The organism is Pusillimonas sp. (genome assembly GCF_044464525.1).
Classification (GTDB): domain Bacteria; phylum Pseudomonadota; class Gammaproteobacteria; order Burkholderiales; family Burkholderiaceae_B; genus Pusillimonas.
The window spans coordinates 16,109-38,736 of record NZ_JBIQLE010000013.1 but is presented as its reverse complement, the minus strand read 5'-3'; the positions used below and the strand labels follow the sequence as shown (position 1 = coordinate 38,736).

23 protein-coding genes are annotated in these 22,628 nt (G+C 59.1%); 11 read left to right on the top strand and 12 right to left on the bottom strand.

The genetic code is table 11. The features are described 5' to 3' along the window. Nucleotides 1–3 precede the first annotated feature (3 nt). The 8 genes from pyrF to ACIY1O_RS09135 form a co-directional block, all read right to left on the bottom strand. The gene (pyrF, locus tag ACIY1O_RS09170) at nucleotides 4–831 is read right to left on the bottom strand and encodes an orotidine-5'-phosphate decarboxylase (protein ID WP_397474793.1); all 828 of its coding nucleotides are present in this window, start codon (nucleotides 829–831) and stop codon (nucleotides 4–6) included. Between the two features lie 40 nt (nucleotides 832–871). Continuing rightward, nucleotides 872–1,267 (bottom strand): diacylglycerol kinase, encoded by a 396-nt coding sequence (locus tag ACIY1O_RS09165; RefSeq protein ID WP_397474792.1) that lies wholly within the window; start codon nucleotides 1,265–1,267, stop codon nucleotides 872–874. 241 nt (nucleotides 1,268–1,508) lie between these two features. Then, nucleotides 1,509–4,427 (bottom strand): autotransporter domain-containing protein, encoded by a 2,919-nt coding sequence (locus ACIY1O_RS09160; RefSeq protein WP_397474791.1) that lies wholly within the window; start codon nucleotides 4,425–4,427, stop codon nucleotides 1,509–1,511. 269 nt (nucleotides 4,428–4,696) lie between these two features. Beyond that, nucleotides 4,697–5,680: an AraC family transcriptional regulator gene (locus tag ACIY1O_RS09155; protein ID WP_397474790.1), complete on the bottom strand. Its 984-nt coding sequence runs from the start codon at nucleotides 5,678–5,680 to the stop codon at nucleotides 4,697–4,699. Nucleotides 5,681–5,980: 300 nt separating this feature from the next. Next, the gene (gene groL, locus ACIY1O_RS09150) at nucleotides 5,981–7,627 is read right to left on the bottom strand and encodes a chaperonin GroEL (protein WP_397474789.1); all 1,647 of its coding nucleotides are present in this window, start codon (nucleotides 7,625–7,627) and stop codon (nucleotides 5,981–5,983) included. A 36-nt stretch (nucleotides 7,628–7,663) separates the two neighbouring features. Beyond that, entirely contained in the window at nucleotides 7,664–7,951 is a 288-nt protein-coding gene (locus ACIY1O_RS09145; RefSeq protein ID WP_397474788.1) for a co-chaperone GroES, read from the bottom strand. 146 nt (nucleotides 7,952–8,097) lie between these two features. Further along, nucleotides 8,098–8,475: a type II toxin-antitoxin system VapC family toxin gene (locus tag ACIY1O_RS09140; protein ID WP_397474787.1), complete on the bottom strand. Its 378-nt coding sequence runs from the start codon at nucleotides 8,473–8,475 to the stop codon at nucleotides 8,098–8,100. After that, on the bottom strand, nucleotides 8,472–8,678 hold the full coding sequence (locus tag ACIY1O_RS09135; protein ID WP_397474786.1) for a type II toxin-antitoxin system VapB family antitoxin: 207 nt from the start codon (nucleotides 8,676–8,678) through the stop codon (nucleotides 8,472–8,474). The genes ACIY1O_RS09140 and ACIY1O_RS09135 overlap by 4 nt, the downstream gene beginning before the upstream one ends. Before the next feature lie 84 nt (nucleotides 8,679–8,762). Between ACIY1O_RS09135 and ACIY1O_RS09130 the strand changes: the two genes are divergently transcribed. Beyond that, nucleotides 8,763–9,563, top strand: a complete 801-nt coding sequence (locus ACIY1O_RS09130) for a sulfite exporter TauE/SafE family protein (RefSeq protein ID WP_397474785.1) — start codon at nucleotides 8,763–8,765, stop codon at nucleotides 9,561–9,563. Nucleotides 9,564–9,666: 103 nt separating this feature from the next. Then, complete coding sequence (locus ACIY1O_RS09125; protein WP_397474784.1) at nucleotides 9,667–10,065, top strand: RidA family protein; 399 nt, start codon at nucleotides 9,667–9,669, stop codon at nucleotides 10,063–10,065. A gap of 99 nt (nucleotides 10,066–10,164) precedes the next feature. On the opposite strand, the gene ACIY1O_RS09120 is transcribed toward ACIY1O_RS09125, so the two are convergent. After that, nucleotides 10,165–10,653, bottom strand: a complete 489-nt coding sequence (locus ACIY1O_RS09120; RefSeq protein WP_397474783.1) for a MarR family winged helix-turn-helix transcriptional regulator — start codon at nucleotides 10,651–10,653, stop codon at nucleotides 10,165–10,167. 307 nt (nucleotides 10,654–10,960) lie between these two features. Between ACIY1O_RS09120 and ACIY1O_RS09115 the strand changes: the two genes are divergently transcribed. The 9 genes from ACIY1O_RS09115 to ACIY1O_RS09075 all read left to right on the top strand — a co-directional run bounded on the left by ACIY1O_RS09115 (nucleotide 10,961) and on the right by ACIY1O_RS09075 (nucleotide 20,740). Beyond that, on the top strand, nucleotides 10,961–13,303 hold the full coding sequence (locus ACIY1O_RS09115; protein ID WP_397474782.1) for a xanthine dehydrogenase family protein molybdopterin-binding subunit: 2,343 nt from the start codon (nucleotides 10,961–10,963) through the stop codon (nucleotides 13,301–13,303). Then, complete coding sequence (locus ACIY1O_RS09110) at nucleotides 13,296–14,180, top strand: FAD binding domain-containing protein (RefSeq protein WP_397474781.1); 885 nt, start codon at nucleotides 13,296–13,298, stop codon at nucleotides 14,178–14,180. The genes ACIY1O_RS09115 and ACIY1O_RS09110 overlap by 8 nt, the downstream gene beginning before the upstream one ends. Continuing rightward, the gene (locus ACIY1O_RS09105) at nucleotides 14,177–14,656 is read left to right on the top strand and encodes a (2Fe-2S)-binding protein (protein WP_397474780.1); all 480 of its coding nucleotides are present in this window, start codon (nucleotides 14,177–14,179) and stop codon (nucleotides 14,654–14,656) included. The genes ACIY1O_RS09110 and ACIY1O_RS09105 overlap by 4 nt, the downstream gene beginning before the upstream one ends. Continuing rightward, nucleotides 14,646–15,455, top strand: coding sequence for an SRPBCC family protein (locus ACIY1O_RS09100; RefSeq protein ID WP_397474779.1), 810 nt, complete (start codon nucleotides 14,646–14,648; stop codon nucleotides 15,453–15,455). The genes ACIY1O_RS09105 and ACIY1O_RS09100 overlap by 11 nt, the downstream gene beginning before the upstream one ends. A gap of 96 nt (nucleotides 15,456–15,551) precedes the next feature. Beyond that, nucleotides 15,552–16,724, top strand: a complete 1,173-nt coding sequence (locus ACIY1O_RS09095) for an ABC transporter substrate-binding protein (protein WP_397474778.1) — start codon at nucleotides 15,552–15,554, stop codon at nucleotides 16,722–16,724. A 123-nt stretch (nucleotides 16,725–16,847) separates the two neighbouring features. After that, nucleotides 16,848–17,891, top strand: a complete 1,044-nt coding sequence (locus ACIY1O_RS09090; RefSeq protein WP_397474777.1) for a branched-chain amino acid ABC transporter permease — start codon at nucleotides 16,848–16,850, stop codon at nucleotides 17,889–17,891. Next, the gene (locus ACIY1O_RS09085; protein WP_397474776.1) at nucleotides 17,888–19,675 is read left to right on the top strand and encodes a branched-chain amino acid ABC transporter ATP-binding protein/permease; all 1,788 of its coding nucleotides are present in this window, start codon (nucleotides 17,888–17,890) and stop codon (nucleotides 19,673–19,675) included. The genes ACIY1O_RS09090 and ACIY1O_RS09085 overlap by 4 nt, the downstream gene beginning before the upstream one ends. Further along, entirely contained in the window at nucleotides 19,672–20,391 is a 720-nt protein-coding gene (locus tag ACIY1O_RS09080) for an ABC transporter ATP-binding protein (protein ID WP_397474775.1), read from the top strand. Before ACIY1O_RS09085 ends, ACIY1O_RS09080 begins: the two co-directional genes overlap by 4 nt. A gap of 130 nt (nucleotides 20,392–20,521) precedes the next feature. Beyond that, nucleotides 20,522–20,740, top strand: a complete 219-nt coding sequence (locus ACIY1O_RS09075) for a hypothetical protein (RefSeq protein WP_397474774.1) — start codon at nucleotides 20,522–20,524, stop codon at nucleotides 20,738–20,740. Between the two features lie 98 nt (nucleotides 20,741–20,838). Here the strand turns inward: ACIY1O_RS09075 and ACIY1O_RS09070 are convergent, their stop codons facing one another. The 3 genes from ACIY1O_RS09070 to ACIY1O_RS09060 all read right to left on the bottom strand — a co-directional run bounded on the left by ACIY1O_RS09070 (nucleotide 20,839) and on the right by ACIY1O_RS09060 (nucleotide 22,619). After that, the gene (locus ACIY1O_RS09070; RefSeq protein WP_397474773.1) at nucleotides 20,839–21,408 is read right to left on the bottom strand and encodes a YceI family protein; all 570 of its coding nucleotides are present in this window, start codon (nucleotides 21,406–21,408) and stop codon (nucleotides 20,839–20,841) included. A gap of 78 nt (nucleotides 21,409–21,486) precedes the next feature. After that, nucleotides 21,487–22,059, bottom strand: a complete 573-nt coding sequence (locus ACIY1O_RS09065; protein WP_397474772.1) for a YceI family protein — start codon at nucleotides 22,057–22,059, stop codon at nucleotides 21,487–21,489. A gap of 20 nt (nucleotides 22,060–22,079) precedes the next feature. Then, complete coding sequence (locus tag ACIY1O_RS09060) at nucleotides 22,080–22,619, bottom strand: cytochrome b (protein WP_397474771.1); 540 nt, start codon at nucleotides 22,617–22,619, stop codon at nucleotides 22,080–22,082. Between the last annotated feature and the right edge of the window lie 9 nt (nucleotides 22,620–22,628).

Genomic DNA, 22,628 nt, shown 5'->3' with positions numbered 1-22,628 from the left:
GTTTTATAGGGCTGTGCGTGCCGTATTGATGGCATCCCGCGTGTCCAGTGCCGCCTTGGCGGCCGCTTCGCGCCAATCATCCCCCGCGCCTGCATAGATGATGGCGCGCGAAGAGTTGATCATCATTCCCGTGCCTTTGCGGTCACAGCCCGCCTTGACTGCGGCGGCGATGTCGCCGCCCTGGGCGCCAATGCCGGGTACCAGCAATGGCATGTTGCCTACACGCCGGCGTACCTGGGCCAGTTCTTCCGGAAAGGTGGCGCCCACCACCAGCGCGCATTGGCCGTTGCGATTCCAGCGTTCGGCCACCAGTTCGGCCACCTTCAGATACAGAGGCTCTTCCGACTCCAGTTGTAGCGCCTGCAAGTCGGATCCTCCTTTATTCGAGGTGCGGCAAAGAACGATCACGCCTTTTTCTTCCCACGACAGATAAGGCTCGATGGAATCAAATCCCAAATAAGGGCTGACGGTGACCGCGTCGGCGCCAAAGCGCTCAAACGCTTCACGCGCATATTGTTCCGCAGTCGACCCGATATCGCCGCGCTTGGCGTCCAGAACCAGAGGCAACTGCGGGTATCGTTCTTGAATGTAGCGGCACAGCTCTTCGAGCTGGTCCTCGGCCCGTTGCGCGGCGAAATACGCGATTTGCGGCTTGATACCGCAGGCATAGGGCGCGGTTGCGTCGACGATGCCGCGGCAAAACTCATAAATTGCATCGGGACGGCCATGCAGTTCGGCTGGAAAACGCATGGGGTCGGGGTCAAGCCCCACCATGAGCAGCGAGTTTGCGTGGTTCCAGGCGGAGTCGAGCTTTTGGATGAAATTGGTCATGGGTGATGTGTAAATTTGGATTTTTTGATGCGGCTGGAGTTCACGCAGAGGAGGAGCCCAAGCCTGTCAGCACCGCGATCCAGACGATGGCGGCACCGATGATGGCCAGCATGACGGCAGCACTGCCGAGATCTTTGGCCCGGCCTATCAGGGGGTGCTGCTCTAGTGTCACGCTGTCGGCGACGGCTTCGAGCGCAGAGTTGAGCAGTTCGACGACCAATACAAAAAACAAGGTGGCGATAAGCAGGAGTTGCTCGGCCAGAGTGTTGCCTGCCCAAATTGCGACCGGGACCAGCACCATGCATAGCAGCAGCTCTTGGCGGAAGGCAGCCTCGTGCTTTAGCGCGGCGCCCAACCCTTGCACTGAGTAGCGTAAGGCGTTGAACAGGCGAACCAGGCCGCCGCGGCTTTTAAAACGAGAATGTTGTTGCGTCATGACGCCGTTCTTTAAGGGGCCGGACAATGCCGGAACAAATGCATTGTATTCAGAAAACGCCAAGTGCCCTTCGAGCCGCCAAGGCCGCTTGTGCTTCCAGCCCGGCTGATGTGTCACAAGAGCCGGCAAGGCGAAGCCGCTATGGTCCCACAATCAGAGTGTATCCCGAGCCACAGGCACCCAAAAAAAGCCCTCGATTGCTCGAGGGCTTGCCGTGCATGTCAACAAGGCGCGGCGGTGTTTAGAATCGCCACTGCACATTGACTTTGGCGGCGTGCTCGCGGTTGCCGCCGCCCAGTTGAGCGCCGTATGACAAGCCGGCCGTGGCATTGGCCGAGAGCGAGACATCCGCCGCAAGCTCGACCAGCGCGGCATTGCGGGCAATAGGTGCCCCGGCTACGGCAAACTGTTGGCTGCCCTCGAATGCAAGCGTGCGCCGGGGGGCAAGGTTGCCAAAGGCGTGACGCCATGCCACCGAGGCATGCAGGCGCCCTTGGGTTTGGCCAAGTTCGAAGCCTGTACTGGCGCGTAGCCCCAGTGTGCCGGCGGTGGTGTCGTAACTTTGGCTGGAGGCGGACAAGGCCGTGGGGCCGCCCGATTCTTCAAATCCGCGCGCGCGGGTATTTATCCAGGCGAGCCCTGCGAAGGGTTCGATTGTTGCTTGGCCGACAGGCAAGGCGTAGCCCAGTTCGCCGAAGACCTGGCTGGTGTGGGCACGGTAGTCGGCTTTTAGTGTGTGGCGCCAGTCGGCTACGGTCGCATGGCGGCGGCTGTCGATGTCGTGCCTGCTATAGGCGCCGCCCAGCATCAGGTTCAAGCCGCCAGTGTCAAGTGCATAGGTTTTACCGGCGTACAGCGCGGCGCTGTATGTCGTGATGTCGGCCTTGCTGTCGCGGTCATCGATACGAAGCTTGGCGTCGGTAAAGCCCAGGGCAGCGCCGATGCGCCATCCTGCGCCCACATGGTAGTCGCCGCCTACGAATACACCGCCCGTCGATTGCTTGAGCGATGCCGCGTTGCCGTCGCTGGTCAGGGTCTGCCAGTTTCCGGCCACCTCGGCCCACAAAGGCCGGGCGGCGGATTGCGGCAGGCTCGACGCGGGTAGGGTCGAAGTATTCGCTTGGGCCAGCGGCGCACCGGGCAGCAAGCCCGCGGCGAGGTTTTTGCGCATGTGCGACAGAGGCCTGCTGCGTATTGTGTTGCTGCCGGCCTGCACAGCCGACATGAGGCTGGCGTGTACTTCGCCCGACAGCGAGTCGAAGACGCCGGCCGGCGCGCCTTCCGGAAGATTAAGAATGCGCTGGTACAAGGCATTGCCGCTGGGCAGGCTGGATAAACCGTATGCCGTTGCCCGTTGGTTGGGCGTGTGCGCAAGCGATTCGAAGCTGGAACCATTGAGCTGCAAACGCAGGTCGATGGTGTGGTTTTCGTAGTCATAGGCCAGGCTTGGCGTCAGGAAGGCCAGGTTCGACGTTACTTGGTCAAAAGCCCCTGTCAGGGCCGTGTCCGCCGAAAGGACACGGTAGCTGGAATCGGGGGCATACAGGCCGTTGGCCCCTACATGTATCACCGAGCCGCCTTGCAGCGACGCAGTGCCTGCTACCCTGATCAGGTCAGAATCGGGGCCATCAGGGCTGACCTCAACGTCGTAGCGTGAACCCGGCTCGAATGTCAGGTCGCCGGTCACCGTCAAGATGCCGATGGAATTGCCCGGAGCGACCGTGCCGCCGGACTGGATCGTGGTCGTTCCCACTTGGCCCGTACCGCTCAAGGCGCCGCCATCGGCCACCGTCAGCGTGCCGCCCAGGCGGCCGGCTCCGTCGGCGCCGCCCACCGAGAGCGTGCCTTCGTGCACGGTGGTATGGCCAGCGAAGCCGCCGCTGTCGCCGGGTAGCCGCAAGGTTCCTTCACCTGTTTTGTGAACCAGGCCTTCGCCTTGCAACGCGCTGATGAGTGTGGCGTCGCCGGCCTCGTTAAAAGTGATCGACCCGTCGGCGCCTGTTGCGGCATACCCTCGGAAACGATCGGCGGACGTGATCAACCCGCCTTCGTGGATATACCAGTTGAGCGTCGAGGTTCCCGTCAAGGTCAGCAGGCCGGCGCCTTCCTTGATCAGCGAGGCATAGGGGCTTGGCGCTCCGGTGATATTCCCTGCGAACCGGGCGTCATGCTCTTCGACAAACGTGACGGCGGCCGTGTCGTCATCGGCGATAAGGATGTTGCCGCTGATCGAGCGACTGTTGCCGATCAGTTCGCCCTCGCGAACAATGGTGTTGCCGTAGGCATTGTCGCCGGTCAGACGCAGGTTGCCCCGACCCAGTTTGGTCAAATCGCCGGCGCCACCCAAGTTACCGGAGAAGGTAACGGTTTCTTCGTCGAGGCTGTTGAATTCCATGTCAAAGCCACCGCCTTTTTCACCCAGGGTGACTGCACGGCCGGTTTCGCCAAAGTTCGAGTCGGTGATTCGAAGCGTGCCGCCGTTGAATGTCAAAGGACCATCTGCGTGGCCTAGATTCGCGTCTGATGCCACCGAAAGCACGCCGCCTTCCAGGCGGGTGCCGCCGGCATAGGTGTTGGCCCCGGACAGCGCCACCGTGCCCTCTTGCGTCTTGGTGATGCCTCCAGCGCCTGTGATCTGTGTGGCGATGTGCGCTTGGTCCGCCAGCATGCGAATCTCGCTGCCGCCCGTAACGGTTTCCAGTGAGCCCGTTCCTTGAAGCCGGTAGCCGTTGTCGACAAACTGCAAGCCTTCAAAGCTCTGTGTTCCCTCGACCGAAATCGTGGCCCCCATGTGGCTGCCGGTGTCTTTGAAGACCGCTTCATGGCCGCTCCACACTACCGGCGTTCCGGCTCCGTCATTGCGCCATGACAAGTTCGTGTCATTCCAGGTTCCGTCGCCGCCTTGCCAATGCTGCTGCGGGCCGTGAGCGCCAAGCGAGGCGAAAGGAGCCCCATTGCCTCCATTGCCGAGGGTGTTAGCCGTAGCCAAGCCGGGAGCCAGGCCCAACGCCAAAGCGGCAATGGCTGTGCTGCGCTTTAAAAAGCGCTCAGTGTGGGAGACCGGGCTCTTGCCGGCCTTGCCTCGCATGCGGCTTAGTTCGGGGACGGCCTGCATCACACCCAAAGTCTGGTTGAAGACGACGCGGTAGTAGTGATTCATTGCTTTTAGATTCCATTTTCGAGCTGCGGCGAAAGCCAGGCACAAACCTCGACGGCCTCGGCAGGATGCCTCATGAGGCGTTGCGGATACTTGGCTGTATTGCGTACGGATGGCTCTCGTTGCCAAACCCCGAAAGGGTAGGTTCAAACAGACGGGCGGCGGTAATCAAACCGTCCAATGGGGCCATCAGTTTGTTTCAAGAAGCGGCTTATGCTGGCCAGATGCGCCTATCAGGGTGACGAGGGTGATTAGAAGAAGATGGCCTGCGCTTATTCTTGCGTGGGCGCGAATCGAGCGGCCCGGTATTCTTGCGGGCTCACGCCAAAACGCCGTCGGAACATCCGGCTTAGGTTAGGCGCATCTTGCAAACCGCAGCTGTGCGCAAGTTGAGCAATGGGTATCGTGTGCGAAGAGTGGCGCAGCAAGCTCGCCAGCTTTTGCAGCCTCAGTTCTCGAATTTGTTCAGCAAGGCTGACGCCGTGTTCCGCCAAAGCGCGATATAGTGTGGCGCGCGAACAACCCAGGGCCGCGGCAACGGTGTGGCCGTTCAGATCGGCTGATGACAGATGCTTTCGGACATAGCGCTGGACGGCGACGTACAGGGCATGGAGCCGGTCGTGCGAGTGGTGGCCGGTGAGGGCGTTTTCCAGCACACCGACCGCCAGCGCTTCTGAAGCTTCCAGATAGCTATAACGTTCTTGTTCGGTGAGGCGGCCGCTTAAGTTTCGAAACTGAGCCAGTTGGCTTGCCAGCAAGCCGCCCAGCGCTGAACGGGAAAGTGCTTTATGTACCTGGCTGGGCGCCAGGGCGCGCGGGATCATGTTATGCGAATAGGCGCGCGGTAGATTGATCTGAATAAAACGTGACTGATGGAAGCTGATTCGATTGGAACGCGTGCCGTCAAAAAGAAAGAACTGCCCTTGGTGGATAGCGGTGTCTATGTCGTTTTCGTACTGGCAGACGACCGAGCCGTGCATGACATAGATCAGCGCCAGTTTGTCGGTGTCGTGCTTTTGTATGCCGCGCCTGGAGTGCGCTCCGTGGAAATCGTCCAGTTGTGCGTCGTGGAGCTCTCGAGTGCCAAGTACCAACGACGTGACATGGCCTTGAAAGTCTTGGCATTGCCTGGCATTGGGCGCTGCCGCTTCAAAATTCGACAAGAGCGGCCTTAGCCAGTGCTCGTAGCGCTGGGTAGCGGGCAGAACCGAAGAAGAAGCCACCTGATACACAAGGTCGGACGATGACGCGGACATGATTGGAACCCCGGTTGGTCATGCCAATGATCGGGCTCATCATAACAACCGCGCTCTACCCAGACAACACGCCCCATTTTGAATCTGCAAGCGCTGCAGTTTCATGAGCCTCGGGCTCGAGCAGGATGTCGTAGGCTGACTCTTTCCCTTGTCGGGCGAGTAGGGAACTTGCACCCTCTGGTGGGCGCGCCATAAAAAAAGCCCTCGATTGCTCGAGGGCTTGCCGTGCATGTCGACCAGGCGCGGCGGCGTATAACTTGGGTGCGAGACCCCTGCCGCCGGCCTGGAGATGACCGGGGCTTAGAAACCGCCCATGCCACCCATGCCGCCCATGCCACCCATGTCGGGCATTGCAGGAGCAGCCTTGTCGTCAACGATTTCGGCCACTGCTGCTTCTGTGGTCAGCAGCAGGGCTGCAATCGAAGCGGCGTTTTGCAGGGCAGTGCGGGTGACCTTGGTGGGGTCCAGCACGCCTTGCTCAACGAGGTCACCGTATTCGTCGGTGGCAGCGTTGTAGCCGTAGTTGCCTTCGCCTTGAGCCACATTGTTGACCACGACGCTGGGCTCTCCGCCGGCGTTGGCAACAATGGTGCGCAGGGGGGCTTCAACAGCGCGCAGGATCAGCTTGATGCCGGCTTCCTGGTCGATGTTGTCACCCTTGACCTTGGCGATTGCAGGCTTGGCGCGGATCAGTGCAACACCGCCACCAGGAACAATGCCCTCTTCGACAGCTGCGCGCGTAGCGTGCAGGGCGTCTTCGACGCGGGCTTTCTTTTCCTTCATTTCGACTTCGGTAGCAGCACCAACACGGATCACTGCAACACCGCCGGCCAGCTTGGCCACGCGCTCTTGCAGTTTTTCACGGTCGTAGTCGGACGTTGCTTCTTCGATCTGAACGCGGATCTGCTTGACGCGCGCTTCGATCGATTTGCTGTCGCCGGCGCCATCGATGATGATGGTGTTCTCTTTGGCAACTTCGATGCGCTTGGCCTGGCCCAGCTCTTCGAGAGTAGCGTTTTCCAGCGAGCCACCGGTCTCTTCAGAGATGACGGTGCCGCCGGTGAGGATGGCGATATCTTCGAGCATGGCTTTGCGGCGGTCGCCGAAGCCAGGAGCCTTGACAGCCGTGGTCTTGAGGATGCCGCGGATGTTGTTGACAACCAACGTGGCCAGAGCCTCGCCTTCGACGTCTTCAGCAACGATAAGCAGCGGACGGCTCGATTTTGCAACTTGCTCGAGCACCGGCAGCAGATCGCGGATGTTGCTGATTTTCTTGTCGTAGATCAGAACGTAGGGGTCTTCCAGAACGGAAACCTGCTTGTCCTGGTTGTTGATGAAGTAAGGCGAGAGGTAGCCGCGGTCGAACTGCATGCCTTCGACGACGTCCAGCTCATTATCAAGCGACTTGCCGTCTTCGACGGTAATCACGCCTTCCTTGCCCACTTTGTCCATGGCGTCGGCGATGATCTTGCCGATGGATGCGTCGCTGTTGGCCGAGATGGAGCCAACTTGTGCGATTTCCTTGCTGGTGGTGCAAGGACGCGACAGTTTCTTGAGCTCTTCGACAGCTACGGAAACAGCCTTGTCGATGCCGCGCTTCAGGTCCATGGGGTTGATGCCGGCGGCCACGTACTTCAGGCCTTCTTCGACGATGGACTGTGCCAGCACGGTGGCGGTGGTGGTGCCGTCGCCGGCGTTATCGGAAGTTTTGGAAGCCACTTCTTTAACCAACTGGGCGCCGATATTTTCGAAGCGGTCTTTCAGTTCGATTTCTTTGGCAACCGACACGCCGTCCTTGGTGACGGTGGGGGAGCCGAACGAACGCTCGAGTACAACGTTGCGGCCTTTGGGGCCCAACGTGGTCTTGACGGCATTTGCCAGGGTGTTGACGCCGCGCACGATGCGTGTCCGTGCCTCGTCGCCGAATTGTACTTGCTTAGCAGCCATTGTTGATTCCTTGCTAGATTCGTATTCGTTTGCAGATTATTCGATGACGGCGAGGATTTCGTCCTCGCGGATGACGAGCAGCTCTTCGCCATCGACCTTGACGGCCTGGCCGGCGTACTTGCCAAACAGAACCTTGTCGCCGGGCTTCACGTCGACCGGGGTGAGCTTGCCGTCTTCGGCTTTCTTGCCGGGACCGACAGCAATGATTTCGCCCTGATCGGGTTTTTCAGCGGCGCTTTCCGGGATTACGATGCCCGAAGCGGTGGTGCGCTCGTTGTCCAGACGTTTGACGATCACGCGATCGTGCAAAGGACGCAGTGCCATGAAGGTACTCCTGTTTTCAAATTGATTGGAATTAGCTTAAGGGGTGGTTGTTAGCACTCTACCCCCTCGAGTGCTAATTATAGGGGCGATATGGAATACTTCAAGAGGAGGGGCGGTTTTTGTTACAAGTGCGGGCGCTCCCCAACTCAGTGGGTAGATCGGTACATCACTCCAAAGCGTTTTGCCAAGGCTGAAAGGCGCTTATCCAATGTCCAGAGCTCTGTTTGTGGCGTCATCATGGTCGAGGCCAATAGCAGCATATCAACCAGCCCGCAGCCCAAACCGTAAAATTTTTCGGATTCAATGAAGTCCAAGGTTTCTTTCAGGGTTGCTTGTTGGGAGTGCTGCAGACTATCGAGATAGACCAAAATACGTGCCCGATTGGGTGGGGTTCCACAGGCCAGCTCACCAAGAATCATGGGGTGCACCATTACCCGATCGCGCTCCAGCAAATAGACCAAACCCTGATTTTCGCGTCGGAAGTGATCGACCCATACCGAAGTATCAACCAATACTCCATTCATGCTTCGGAGGGCTGCTCTCGGCGACGCGGTATGTCAGACATCTGAGGCGCTGCCCCCCCGAGAGCCGCAAGCCGTTTCGCGGACTGTACACGCACGTACGTCTTGACCGCTTCACGAATAAGATCGGCTTTTTCGATACCTGGATCGGCTACTTGCAGCGCTCTTTCAAACAACGCATCGTCAATCGTTACTGTAGTTCGCATTTGTTGCCTCTATTGAAGCCGCATCAATATATGCATCATCCTACATCAAAACACTGTCTGCGCCTGCGTTTTCTTGAGCGCTGTATGATCGCAACACGTTCAGACGACTTGGGGCAGATTCACATTGAAGAGACTTTACCGAGCCCGATGATTGATTTCGCGCTCGTATACCCCGCATTGGTTTTAAGCGTTGGCTATCTGGTCCTTGGTCTCACGGGTTTTGGTTCGGCCCTTATTGTGGTTCCGTTGCTGGCCAATCGCTGGCCTTTGGCCGAGGTGGTGGCCATGGCCATTTTGCTTGATATCCCGGCCAGCATGCTGCATGGCGGGTTGAACATGAGGCAAGTGCAATGGGCAGAGTTGCGTCGACTGTTGCCTGGCATGGCGATTGGCGCTATTGCCGGTCTATGGCTGCTTGGCCAGCTGGACAGACGCTGGCCACTGTTCGCTCTGGGATGCTACGTGGTTTTTGTCGGCGCCCGCGCCTTGCTGCCGCGATCGCACGGGGCCGCGACGCTGTCGCCGGCGTGGGGTCATCCCGTGGGAGCGTTGGTAGGGCTCATTCACGTCATGTTCGCAACGGCCGGTCCGGTCGTGGTCACCTGGTTACAACGTCGCCTGGGAAGCGCGGCCGCCGTTCGGGCGACGGTTCCGGTGATCATGGTTTTGGTGGGCTCGATAGCTGTTTCAGTGTTGTGGACGTCTGGACAAGTTGATGCTGATGTTGTCATGTCGCGATGGCTGTACGGGATACCTATCGCCCTCGGAGGGGTTTTGCTGGGAAATCGCTGTGCCGCGCGGCTTTCGCCGCTAATGATGGAGCGCTTGCTTGCCGCCTTGTTGATGGTAAGCGGGCTATCGTTGATGCAGCACGTGTTCATCTGAAGACTCGCATACTTCTTAACCATGTCGGGCCAGAAGCAGCAGGTCGTGCCACGCATGGTCCGATTCGAACCCAACTCTATAATTTCATTCAAGGAGACTCATCATGAATAAGAAAATCATCGACCCAATCCCCGGCCTCTCGGCGGGCATGAAGGCGGCGCGTATTCCCATATCGCCTGTCGTGCGGGCCAACGGGTTTCTGTTTTTGTCGGGCATGCCGCCACTTAATCTCGAAACCGGCGACGTCATCCAGGACGCTGACATCAAGACTCAAACAAAGTTGTGCCTGGAAGGCATAAAGCACGTGTTGACCCATGCCGGGTCATCCTTGGACAAAATCGTCAGTATGCGTGTCTATTGCAGTGATCCCACCCAGTTCAAGGCCGTCAACGAAGTCTATAGCGACTATTTCCCCGAAGACCCTCCTTCCCGAACCTTCATACCTGTTTCATCCTGGCAAATGGGGTTCGAGATCGAACTCGAGTGCGTCGCGCTGGAGTGATGGCGTCAATTGCAGCGCCGGTACAGTCGATTCGTTGACAATGCCCGGGTGCGGCTTGGCCGGCGCGGCCGGCCAAGCCCGCTTTAGCCGGCCCGGTGCTTAATCTATATCAGCACATACTGTCTGCAGTTTCTGCAAAATCTCATACAGCTTGACCCGATCCTCGGTATCCAGAGCCAAAAGCAGGCGGGCGTGGCGTTCCCGTGCCAGCGGAATGACCTTGTCGACCACTCTGGCGCCCTTCGCCGTGATGTTGCATACCAGCGAACGGTCTCCTCTTTTCATGGATGCGGTGGAAACCAGCCCCTTGGCTATCAGCTCCTTGACGGTACGGCTGACGAGCGCCTTGTCGCTGGCTGAGATTTCAGCCAGTTGCTTCAAGGGGATGGAGCGATGGTGAGCAACGGTGGAAACCAGCCGCCACTGCGGCAGGGTCAGGTCGGCCGTGCTGGCATAGATGCTGGGAAAGCGTTTAAGGTGTGCCGCGATTCGCACGACCGGCACGGAAAGAAAATCTTCGACGGTCAGATTGGAGCCATCGGGTTCTATGTGCTCCCAGGGGCAAGGGACTGAAGTTTTTTTTACCACGGCCAAAGGTCGGATGAGGGAACATCGTCAATCGATGCTCCACAGGTTGAAAAAAGCGGGAGCCCAGCAGGAACGGCGCACCGAAGACAGCGGATGGTGCGACGCGTCTTGAAGAAAAACGGCAACGCCCAATTCTAGCCCTTGGGTATGAAAAATACTTTTCCAGGCAACTACCGCTGTATATCAGGATACTATTTACTCCTATCAAATTGATAAGTCAATAAGCGGTGATGCTAATTGATTTATCAATTTGATAGGCGCAAACTGGCTCTCGAATACGAAAATTTACTTATGTACGAGAGACGTCATGAAGAGTTTGACTGAGGAGCGCGAGGGCCTGGACGGTGCGTCCAGGCATTCCACGTTGGGCACAGAGGTGCCGCAAGTCAACCATCGCGCCAAAGTGGCGGGCCGGGCGATGTACGCCGGCGACATGAAGCTGCCCGGCATGTTGCATGGCGCCATTTTGCGCAGTCCCTACCCGCATGCGCGCATCGTCAGCATTGACACGGCGGCTGCGCGGGCCCTGCCTGGTGTCCGGGCTGTGCTGACCGGCGAAGATGCGCCTGATACGCCGTGGGGAGGGGGGCCTATAAAAGAGCGTTACATCCTGGCCAAGGGTGTAGTGCGCTTTGCGGGGGAAGAGGTCGCAGCGGTGGCCGCCGTATCTGAGGATATTGCACGAGACGCTCTGGACCTGATCCGCGTGGAGTACGAAGAGCTGCCAGCTTTGCTGACGCCGGACGAAGCGCTGGCGCCCAACGCGCCCACCGTGCATCCGGGCCGCGAAAACAACGTTGGCCATGAGATCAAGTTCAATCGAGGCGACGTAGAGGCGGCATTCGCCTCGGCAGACCTGGTATACGAAGCCACTTACAACACATCGCGGCAGTACCCGGGCTATCTCGAACCCATGGTCTCTGTGGCATCGTTCGAGGCGGACGACCGTCTCCACGTCTGGACGTCTACACAAACCGTTTTCCTGGCAAGGTCGCGCATCGCCAAAGCGCTCGAAATGCCTATTTCATCGGTGCGTGTTATTCAGCAAACCACCGGCGGCGGCTTTGGCGGCAAGATCGTCGAAGACGATAACCAGCTCGTTGCCGGCTTGCTCGCCTTGCATACCCGGCGGCCCGTAAGGCTGTTGAACAACCGCCTGGAAGATTTTTTGTCGTGCTGTACCAGCGTGCCCGAGCGCATCACGCTTAAGCTGGGCATGAACCGCGACGGCGTTATCGTGGCAAAGGATGTTCGCATCGTCGCTGGCTGCGGGGCTTATTCGGGCTTGGCCGGCGAAGTCATGCATGTGTCGGCCATGCGCAGCGACAATATGTTCCGCAATTCCAACGTGCGTTGCGATGCCGTGCTGGTTTACACACACACACCGCCGCACGGCGCATTTCGCGGTTTCGGTGGTTCGCAAATGCTATTTGCCCTTAATAGCCATATCGATACCATGGCCCGCGAACTCGATCTGGACCCAACGCTAATTCACGAGCGTAACGCGGTCGAGGCGGGCGACACCACGGTCCATGGCTGGAAGATCCACAGCACCGGTTTCAAGCAGTGTATTGCCAATGCTTCCGAGGCTATCGGCTGGGCCGCCAAGCGTGCCGCGCCTCGGGGCAGTGGTGTGCGACGCAAGGGCGTTGGCATGGCCGCGGCGATGCACGTATGCGGCAATCGCACCATGGGGAACTGGGACGGCTCCACCGTGGTGCTTCGAATCAACGAAGACGGCGGCATTACAGCCTTCAATGGCGAGTGCGACATGGGGCAGGGGGCCATGACGATGATCACCCAGATTATCGCCAATGAGTTCAAAGTCCCGCTCTCGCAGGTGCGTTTGCTTGCGCCCGACACTGACAGCGCGCCTTACGCATTGGGCTCTTTCGCGTCGCGGGTGACCATGTCGGCGGGCAACGCGGCAATCCGCGCAAGCCGGGCCGCCCACGACAAGCTCTTTGCCTTGGCGGCCGAGTTGCTGGATGCCTCGCCCGACGAGATGGAAATTATCGACGATGGCGCCGTGCGCGTGCGCGGTACCGAGCGAAGCGCCAGCCTGGCCGACCTGGGTCGCGCCCACGTATGGCGCCATGGCGGAGAAATGCTGCAAGTCACCGGCACGTGGGATCCGCCCACCGAAGAGCCTGATGCAGAGCTTTACGGAAACTGTGCGCCCACTCATTCTTTTTCCGCGCAAGCCGTTGAGGTCGAAGTGGATATCGAGACGGGTCAGGTTCGCGTGCTCGACAGCTACCTGTCCGACGATCTGGGCCGGGCCCTGAATCTGAGCGCTGTGCATGGCCAGGCTAACGGAGGCTGTGTTCAAGCCATCGGCTGGGCCCTGTATGAAGACCTCCAGGTTGAAGACGGCCGCATTGCCAATGGCAACTTCGCCGACTACACGATGGCCACGGCCGAGTCGGTGCCGATGTTGCGTGGCGGCTTTGTCGAATCCATGGACCCGGTTGGGCCCTACGGCGCAAAAGCCTCCAGCGAAACCCCCATTTTGATGGCCGCTCCGGCCATCGCCAACGCGGTTTACGACGCTGTAGGGGTGCGTATCCGTGACCTGCCGATCACCCCTGAAAAAGTGCTGGCCGCACTGCGGGCCAAGAAGGAACAAGGAGGCGCCGCTCATGCGTGACTTTCATTACCTGGAGCCGGCCTCCGTCGAAGAGGCCAGCCGGATGCTGGTCGAACTCGAAGATGAGGACCCACGGCTGAGTGCCGGTGGAACGGCCTTGATACTGACGATGCGGCAGCGAATGCTGCAACCCAGCCATCTGATATCGCTGGCCAAGATAGAGCGGCTGCGCGGCATAAAGTTTGACGCCGAATCCGGTTTGCGCATCGGCGCGCTGTCGCGGCATGCAGATATCGCAAATTCGCCTGTCGTACGCCAACATTATCCGGTGCTGGCCGGCATGGCCGAGCGCGTCGCGAACCCGCAAGTGCGTAACCAAGGCACCATCGGCGGCAATCTTTGCTATGGCGATCCTTCCACCGATCCTCCTGCCTGTTTGTTGGCTCTGGATGCATCCGTCGTGCTGGGAAGTTCGCGCGGCGAGCGCACTCTTCCCCTGGAAGAGTTCATAGTGGATTTTTTCGAAACCGCACTCGAGCCGGATGAGGTCTTGATCGAGGTTCGTGTTCCGCCGCTGCCGGCTGGCGCCAAGGGTATCTACAGCCGTTTCCTGCGTACCGCCGCCGAGCATCGGCCGTTGGTCAGCGTCGCGCTGGTGGCGCGCCCTGAAGGCGCCGAGTGCCGCGATGCGCGATTGGCTGTGGGTGCGTCGACCCCCATGCCGGTTCGTTTGCGCCGAGCCGAAGAATATCTTCAGGGTCGAGCAATAAGCATCCAGGCAGCAGCCGAAGCCGCGGATATAGCGGCTCGAGACATCGAGCCTATTTCCGACTCGCGCGGCAGTGCCGAGTATCGGCGCGACATGGTGCGCGCCGTGGTCCGCCGCAGCATTTGCGAATTGTTTGAATTGTCCATCGATGAAGGAGTCGGGACATGACCACACATCACATTGAATGCACCGTCAACGGTGAAACCCACTCGCTCGACGTACCCACAGGCCGGATGCTCTCGGATTTCCTGCGAGACGACCTGCACCTTACCGGCACCAAGCGCGGTTGTGAAACCGGAGTCTGCGGAGCCTGTTCCATTTTGCTTGACGGCGAGGTGGTCAAGTCATGCTTGATGTTTGCTGCGCAGGTTGACGGCCGCGCCATCACCACCATAGAAGGCCTGTCGCAGGGCGACCAGTTGCATCCCTTGCAAGAAAGCTTTCTGGAATGCGGCGGGCTGCAATGCGGCTACTGCACGCCGGGCATGATCATGGCGTCGTGCGATTTGCTGAAGCACAATCCGAATCCGGGCATCGAAGAAGTGCAGCGAGGCCTGTCGGGGAATCTGTGCCGTTGCACAGGCTATACCCAGATCGTCGAATCGATTCTGCACGCTGCAAAAGAAATGAATCATGGAAATTGAAAAAACACTGACCGTTTCAGCTGCGCGAGAGCGCGTATGGGCCATGTTGATGGATCCTCACGTGATGACGGGCGCCGTGCCGGGCATGCAGTCGATCGATGTCATCAGCCCGACTGAATATGCCGCGCTGATGAAGGTGAAAATTTCCTTCATCAGCGCCAAGTTCAAGCTCAACACCAAGATTGTCGAGCAGCGCGAGCCTGAGTATCTGCGTGCCGAGGGTACCGGAGAAGACGCTTCCGTGGCGAGCTCGCTGAAACAGACTACAGAGGTGTTCTTGAACGAAACGCCCGAGGGCGGCACTGAACTGAAGATCAGGGTGAACGTCGACTTGCTCGGGCGGCTTGGCACCTTTGGCCTGTCCGTCATGAAGACTAAAGCCGACCGTATGTGGGACGAGTTTGGGAAAAACCTGGCTCAGCGGATCGAGGGCGGGCCCGAGGTTGACGCTGCTTCTCCCGCTCCGGCTGAAAAGCCTTCCGCCGGAGCGGGCATCCGGCCCGATACATCGGCCCGGCCTCAGGTAGCCGCCGCCTCCGGCGGCGAGACGTCGCGGCCGATACAAGCTGAAGCGGCAACTGCCGACGCCAAAGCATCTGAGCAAGCCGAACCCAAGGGCTGGTTCTCCCGTTTATTGGGTGCTAACCGTGCCGTTGTCGGCCGAACGAATGCCAGTGCGTCGTCAGTGATACGGGTAGAGATCAGGCAGCTTGATCGCACTATATCCGTCGAATGGCCTGTAGAGGCTGCGGGCCAGTGCCAGGAGTGGTTGCGCGAGGTGCTTGCAGGCCGCAGTTGAAATAGCTGGTTTCCCGAAACGACTGGCGGACCGAGTCGATCGCACATCAACAAAAAGGTCCGAAAAAATCTCATATACGAGAAGAGGAGATAAATCATGTTTCAGCATTTTAAAAGAGGCTGTGCCCTGCGGCTCATCAGCCGGGTCGCCATTGCAGGCCTGTTTGCCGCCGGAACGGCCGCACATGCGGCCGACATCAAAGTGGGCGTGATTCTGCCCCTGTCGGGCCCGGTTGCCGCCCAGGGTCTAAGCACCGTGGACGGCATCAAGGCCGGCGTCCAGTATCAGGATACGGTCAACGGCCATCAGTTGAAGATCATTCAGTTGGATGATGCGTCCAATCCTTCCATGACAACCCGCAATGCCCGTAAGCTGATCAGCCAGGACAAGGTCGACGTCCTGATCGGTACCAGCAGCGTTCCGGGCGCAATGGCGCTGGCGACAGTATCTCGTGAAGAGCAGACGCCTCTGGTTTCGTTCACACCGATCGAACTGAAGGACGATGCCGCGGCATGGGCCGTTACGACCACGCAGTCTGGTCATACCATGGTTTCGGCTGTGGTCGACGAGATGAAGCGCAACGGTGTCAAGACGGTGGGCTACATCGGGTTTGCCGACGCCTGGGGTGATGTTGCCTACGCTGCCCTGAACCAATACGCCAAGGAAGCGGGCATCGAAGTCGTGGCTAACGAGCGCTATGCGCGCTCCGACAATTCCGTCGCGGCCCAGGTGTTGAAAGTGATAGCCGCCAAGCCGGATGCTGTTCTCGGTGGCGGGGCTGGAACGCCAGGCGCCTTGCCATACATCGGTTTGCATGAGCGGGGATATAAAGGCGCAATCTACGGCACGCATGCCATTCTCAGCCCCGAGTTCGTCCAACTGGTTGGCGAGGCCGGAGAAGGCCTGATCGTACCGACAGGCCCCGCACTGGTGGGCGAGCAACTGCCTGCGGATAATCCCAGCAAAGAAATCATCGAGAAGTATTCCGCGGCCTATGAGGCCGTGCATGACGAAAAACCTTACGACGTGTTCTCGGCCTATGCCTTTGACGCGTGGCTGATTGTGGTTGAAGCGGCCAAGCGGGTGCCGGCCGATATCGAACCGGGTACTCCCGAATACCGTACCGCGTTGCGGGATGCCATCAAGTCAACTTCCGATCTTGCCGCAACAGAAGGGGTTTTCAGTTTTGCTCCCGATACCGCCTACGGTACAGACAAGAGCTCTGTCGTTATCGTCAAGCTTGAAAAGGGCAACTGGGTGCTGCAGTAGTCTTAATGAAGATGGAGCGCACCGCCAGGAACACGTGGTGCGTTCCATGCTTTTTTCACTAAGGATCGCCTTGCGCCCGCGTGCAAGGCGGTCTATATAAACCTAACGATAGACGGTTCCCGGATGGATTCCACTATTGCAATGATATTGCTGGCCGATGGTTTGGCGTGGGCGGCTATATATCTCATTATCGGCCTGGGCCTGGTGCTGATCTTCTCGGTTACTCGGGTGATCTTTGTTCCTTTTGGAAGCGTCGCGGTTTTTTCAGCGCTAAGCCTCGGAGCCATGGAGCTTGGCCGCATGCCGGCGTCGATCAACCTGATCTGTCTGTTCGTGGCCGTGGCCTTGCTCATGGAGCTTGCCCAGATCATCCGGCGCCACACTTGGAATCGTTTGCCGCGCGTCCTGTTGCATTGGCTGGTGCTGCCGCTTTTACCCTGTGCATTGGCCTATTGGGCGGCAGGCCAAGATTCCTCGGCGCTGCGTGTGGTAGCGGCTATTTTGCTGGCCGTGCCGCTGGGGCCGCTCATTGAACGGGTCGCTTTGCGTCCGATCGCCAACGCGTCTGTGCTGGCGCTGCTCATCGTATCGCTCGTGCTCGACTTGGTGCTGGCCGGCCTCGGCCTTTTATGGTTTGGTCCCGAGGGGCTGCGGACCAAGGCTTCTCTTGGCGGGTCTATCGCTTTGTCCGAGAACCTGGTTCTTAATTACCAGACTCTGCTTACCATTGGCGTGGCCATCGTGTTGGCCTTGTTGTTTTATGTGGCCTTACAGCGCACCCGCATGGGCAAGGTGCTGCACGCCACGGCATCCAACCCCACCGGCGCCCGGCTGGTCGGCATACGCCCGGCGTTCACGGCCACGATCGCGCACGTTATCGCGGCCTTGCTGGCCGGAATTGTCGGCGTGCTCATTTCGCCGGTCGCCACCATCTATTACGACAGTGGTCTCATACTCACCCTCAAGGCCTTTGTCGCAGCCATCATAGGCGGCCTGGTCAGCTATCCCCTGACCGCCCTGGGCGCATTGCTGGTCGGCGTGGCTGAAAGCTATGCGTCGTTCTGGAACAGCGGCTTGAAGGACGCCATCGTCTTTGGGCTGCTTATACCGATCCTGGTGATCCGCTCCGGCCTGACCGCCCATCACGAAGAAGAGAGTGAAGAATGAAGCAACATGCCTGGACCTCCGCGATGATGCCGCTGCTATGGATATTGCCGATTGTCATCGTGCCTCAAATCCTGGGCGGCTTTCATGTCGCCTTGCTCAACGACATTGGCATCGCAGCCCTCGTCGTTGTCGGCTTGATCCTTGTGTCAGGAATCGGCGGCGCCCAATCTTTCGGCCAGGCCGCATTTGTGGGTATTGCGGCTTACACGACCGCCTGGCTTAGCACCACGCAAGGCTTATCGCCCTGGGCCGGGTTGTTCATGGGCTTGTTGCTTACCTGCGGCAGTGCGTGGATAGTGGGGGCGGTCACCATGCGCCTCGGAGGCCATTATCTTGCCCTGAGCACCATCGCATGGGGGCTCGCCGTGCCGCTCGTGTTCGCCAATACCCAAGCGCTGGGCAGCCACACCGGCATCGACGGCATCCCTCCGATACATGTGGGGCCCTGGGCTCTTGATGAGTCCCGAACCATGTTTCTGCTGATCTGGATACTGGTGTTCGCCGGCGCCTGGTTCGCGTATAACCTGCTCAGTTCGCGGGTCGGCCGTACGGTTCGAGCGCTGCGGGGCGGAACGATATTGATGGCAAGCTTCGGCGCGGATGCCTTTCGGGTCCGCCTCATGCTGTTCGTGCTGGCCTCGGCGTATGCTTCTGTGGCGGGCTGGCTGTTTGCCCACGCAAACCGGTTTGTCAGCCATACCCCATTTTCCTTGCATGCCAGTATCGACTACGTATTCATGATGGTTGCCGGCGGCATGTCGCAACTAAGCAGTGCGCTGATCGGCTCCACCCTGTACATCGGCTTGAACAACACCTTGCAGGATGTCTTGCCATATGTCACCAGCCGGGGCGCGCAGGTGAACTCATTGATTTTCGCCTTGTTGTTCCTGGTGATACTGCAGCGCATGCCCGGCGGGATAGGCAGGCCGCTGGCGCGCCTTGCGGAACGGTTGCGCCCGACCCGCAAGGCCAAGGTTCTCCCGGCGTCGTCCGCCAGGCTTCCCCACCGGGCCATGCCCGACAAAGACAGCCCTATTTTCAGCGTTGAAAGCGCCACAAAGCGATTCGGCGGCCTGGTGGCCGTGAACGAGGTGGGGTTCGATGTGAAGGCGGGCGAAATCGTAGGGCTGATCGGACCCAACGGCGCGGGTAAATCCACGTTGTTCAACCTGCTGACCGGCACCCTGCCGCTAAGTGCGGGCTCCGTGCGATTTCTCGGCTTATCGCTGCAGGGCAAGTCGCAACGTGAGATCGCCTTGCTTGGGGTGGCTCGTACTTTCCAGCATGTAAAGCTGCGGCCGCGCATGACGGTTCTGGACAACGTTGCACTTGGCGCCCATGCCCGCGGGCAATGCGGATTATGGCGCGGCGGCCTGCATCTGGACCGAGAAGAGGAGTCGCGGATCATGGCCGAGGCGATGCATCAGTTGACGCGCGTGGGTTTGGCCGACCAAGCATACGAAATGGCCGGAAGCCTGCCGCTTGGCACCCAGCGATTGGTCGAGATTGCCCGCGCGCTGGCCGCGGACCCAGTGCTGATCATGTTGGATGAGCCCGCGGCCGGCTTGCGCCTTCTCGAGAAACAGGCCTTGGCTCGCCTGCTTGAAAACCTGCGATCCGAAGGAGTAACCGTGCTGATCGTAGAGCACGATATGGAATTCGTCATGAATTTGGTAGACCGCCTGGTCGTCATGAATTTCGGCAGCAAGATCGCGGAAGGCCGGCCTGACGAGGTGCGTGCCGATCCACAGGTGCAGGCCGCCTATCTTGGGAGCGACGCATGAGCACATTGTTGAAAGTCAATGATCTGCACGTCGCCTACGGCCAGGTCGAAGCGGTGCGCGGGGTTTCCTTTACCCTCGAAGAAGGCCACATCAGCTCGGTCATAGGCCCCAATGGCGCCGGAAAGACCACGCTGTTGGCCACATTGATGGGCTTGATGCCGGCCGTTGGCGGCCAGGTGTTCTTCGACGGTATCGACGTCAGCTGGCTCGACGTCGAGACACGGCTCGAGATGGGACTTTGCCTGGTGCCAGAGCAGCGCGAGCTGTTTGGCGACATGTCTGTACTCGACAACCTGGTTCTGGGCAGTTATGTTCGCCGCCTCTCGGCCGCTGAATTGAGGCGGGCCCTGGATGAAGCCTATGCGCGTTTTCCCCGTCTTGCCGAAAGGCGCGATCAGCGCGCCGATACTCTGTCGGGCGGCGAGCGCCAGATGCTGGCCTTGAGCCGTGCCATGATGAGCCGGCCCCGCCTGTTGATGCTCGACGAACCCAGCCTGGGCCTGGCACCGCTGATCGTGCAAGAGATTCTGGCCGAGATCGGACAATTGCGCCATAGTGGTCTTTCGGTCTTGCTGGTCGAGCAAAATGCCCGCGCAGCCCTGAAGGTGTCGTCCGAAGGCCATGTGCTGGAAGGCGGGCGTATTACGCTTGGCGGGCCGGCCGAACAACTGATCAATGACGAAGGCGTGCGGCGCGCCTATCTGGGTGGCGCATAAGGGCACGGGTTGATGCTAAACTCACGGGCATCAATCCGGCCGGTTCGTGTGTAGACACCTACCCCAGGCCAGTAAACAACATTGCCGTCGCGCGGGTATTCGCGCAATATACAAAAAAACAGGGGGCCCCATGATCTACATCTACAACCTTCTTTCCGCCATTCTCATCGGCCTGTCAATCGGTGCGGTAATGGGGCAGCGCAATAGCGCGGCTCTGGTCACCGGGCTGATCGCCATAGTTTTGGCCGTAATCACAATTGTGACCAATATGTGGATACTGCTGGCTGCTGGCTTGGTAATCTTCCTGATCGGCCAAGGCATGCAGCGCGATCGAAGGCGCGCGCTTTAATACGCAGCTTCCCTTTCAGGCAAGGCCGGCATAAAAACGGCGCCTGTCCATATGGGCAGGCGTCGTTTTTTCACGGTCGCCGTTCAAGGGCAACGGTCTTATTCGACGATGGCTTCCAGGGCGATGTCCAGCGTCACTTCGTCACCCACTGCCGGTGCGAACTTGTCGGCGTTGAAGTCGCTTCGCTTGATGACTCCGGTGGCGTTGGCGCCGATAGTGTCTTTCTTCAACATGGGATGAGGCCCGTTGAAGAACGACGTGACGGTCAGGGTTAGGGGTTTGGTGATTCCCTTGATGGTCAGGTCGCCTTCGATGCTGACGGGCTTGTCGCCTTCAAATACAACCTTGGTCGACTTGAACGTTGCGGTGGGGAACTGGGCCGTGTCCAGGAAGTCGGCGCCCTGGATGTGTTGGTCGAAATCGTCGAAGCCGGTATCGATGGACGTGGTATCGATAACGACGTCCACCTTGGCTTCGCGAGTTTTTTTATCAAGCATCACCGTGCCGCTTGTTTTGTTGAAGCGCAGGATTTGCTTGGACAAGCCCATGTGGTTATACGAGAAACGCGGGAAGCTATGGCTGGGGTCCAGCACATAAGTTTGCGGAGCGGCCAGGGCGGGGCCGGCGACGAAACTGGCAAACAATGCGGCGATGAGTGTTTTCTTCATGATGAATCCTTGTAAAAAAAAGCGTTTTCCGGCGCTGTGCCAGGGGTGTTATCGAGTAGTACGAAAGCTGCGGTCGCCTTAAGGGTTGGCGACGAAGTGAAACTTGATCTGTATGTCGTTTGCCACGATGCCGAAGTCGGCCCATTGGCCTTCGCCGATGCCGAAGTCGTCGCGCTGCAGGGTAAAGCTGCCCAGAAACACGCCGGCGTCGCCTTCTTCGGTGAATTCAAACGGGACGCTAACTTCCTTGTCGCGGCCCTTGATGCTTAGCTGGCCGGTTACTTCATAGCGGTTGTCGCCCAGCGCCGTCACCTGGGAAGACGTGAAGCGTGCAAACGGATGCCGTTCGGTATCCAGCCATTCGCTTTTTTCAAGCTCATCGTTGGCTTCGTCGTAACCCGCGTCCACATTGATGAGTGGAATTTCGATCACGACCTGGGCGGTTTCGGGGCGCTCGGTGTCGAAGCTGAAGCTTTTTGCTTCCAGGTTTTTGAAGCTGCCTTCCATGCCAACGCCCATCTGGCTATATGCGAAAACGATGCGGCTGTCGTCAGTGTTGAGGCTGGTGTAGCCGGCGGCTTGTGCGCCGCTAATGGCGGCGAAGGCCAGCGCGGCCGCGGCTAGGCAGCGGCCAAGAGGTCGGGTTGTCATAAGGTTCTCCGGTAATTTATTCAAGCTTGAGCCAGAAAAGGCAGCATGCGTGTCAGCACGGTGTCTTTCTTGATGAAGTGGTGTCCCAGGGCCGCACCCGCGTGGCCGATGACGGCGACGAACAGGGTGTAGTTAAGGTATTTATGCACTTGCATAAGCAACGCTCCCAGCTCGGCGTTCTTGGACACCAGGTCGGGCAGTGGTACGACACCAAACCACACCACTTGAAAGCCCTGGGCAGAGCTCATCAGCCAGCCGCTTATGGGTATGACGAGCATCAGCGCATACAGTAGCCAGTGTCCGGCATGGGCGGCCAGCCTTGAAAGGCGGCCCATCGAGGCGGGCATGGTGGGGGCTGGGTGCACAATGCGCCATCCCAGGCGCACTACGATCAGTAGCAACAGACCGATTCCCGCCCACTTGTGCCACGAATAGAGCTTGAGCATGTTCGGTGACAGCGGCAAATCGTGCATATAGAAGCCCAACGCGAACGTGCCAAGCAGGCCGAGGGCCATTAGCCAGTGCAGTGCGACGGCCATGGGGTTGTAATGAGTTTTCATGTCTTTGAT